Origin of the sequence: Streptomyces chiangmaiensis, assembly GCF_036281785.1 — a bacterium.
In the GTDB taxonomy this organism is placed as follows: Bacteria; Actinomycetota; Actinomycetes; order Streptomycetales; family Streptomycetaceae; genus Streptomyces; species Streptomyces chiangmaiensis.
The window spans coordinates 1-1055 of record NZ_JAYWVC010000619.1 but is presented as its reverse complement, the minus strand read 5'-3'; the positions used below and the strand labels follow the sequence as shown (position 1 = coordinate 1055).

Genomic DNA, 1055 nt, shown 5'->3' with positions numbered 1-1055 from the left:
CGGGGTGTCGCACACGGTGGTGGTCTCCGCCGACGGACTCCTTCTGGCGATGTCCGAAGGCTTTCCCCGCGATCGCGCCGACCAGCTGGCGGCTGTCGCCTCCGGTCTGACCTCGCTGACCGCGGGTGCCTCCCGCATCTTCGAGGGCGGCAGTGTGAACCAGACGGTTGTGGAGATGGAGCGAGGATTCCTCTTCATCATGTCCATCTCCGACGGTTCGTCGCTCGCGGTTCTCGCCCACCCGGAGGCGGACATCGGTCTCATTGGGTACGAGATGGCACTTCTTGTCGACCGTGCAGGTACGGTCCTGACTCCGGACCTTCGTGCGGAGCTCCAAGGGAGCCTGCTCAACTAACAGACGGACGGTGCGTATTGGCGTCCCGGGGCCGTAAGGTTTCGGGACGCGGCTTCCACAGGATGGGTGCCCGGCGCAGTCGGAGGAGGAGAGAACGTGGCAACACCCCCAGGCGGTTCACCCTCGGGTAACTGGTCCTACGGCCCTGGCCAGGGTCCGGGGCAGGGCGAGCAGAACCGGTACAACTTCCCCTCCGCGCCGAGCCAGCGGCGCCAGCCGTACGCGCCCCAGGGCCCGCAGGGTCCGGGTCCGTCGCCGTACGACCAGCCGCCTGCGCCGCGCATCCAGCCCGTGCAGCCGCAGCGCCGCGCTCCCGAGCCGGCGCCCGCGGGGTCGTCGAACAACCCTCTGGTGCGTCCGTACGCGATGACGGGCGGCCGCACCAGGCCCCGCTACCAGCTCGCCATCGAGGCGCTGGTGCACACCACCGCGCAGCCGCACCAGATGCAGGGCCAGCTGCCCGAGCATCAGCGGATCTGCCACCTGTGCCGGGAGATCAAGTCGGTTGCCGAGATCTCGGCGCTCCTGACGATCCCTCTCGGCGTGGCCAGGATCCTCGTCGCCGACTTGGCGGAGGCGGGCCTGGTCGCCATCCATCAGCCCGGCGGCGACGAGAACGCCGGCGGCCAGCCAGACGTGACACTGCTCGAAAGGGTGCTCAGTGGACTTCGCAAGCTCTAGCGGCGGTCCTTCCCGCTCC

Annotated in this window: 2 protein-coding genes; both read left to right on the top strand. The window is 69.2% G+C overall.

The genetic code is table 11. The annotated features are described in order from the left end of the window. The coding region (locus VXC91_RS46010) for a roadblock/LC7 domain-containing protein (RefSeq protein WP_329513271.1) at nucleotides 1-355 on the top strand (355 nt) is incomplete at its 5' end. 96 nt (nucleotides 356-451) lie between these two features. Continuing rightward, nucleotides 452-1036, top strand: coding sequence for a DUF742 domain-containing protein (locus tag VXC91_RS46005; RefSeq protein WP_329513270.1), 585 nt, complete (start codon nucleotides 452-454; stop codon nucleotides 1034-1036). Nucleotides 1037-1055: the final 19 nt, after the last annotated feature.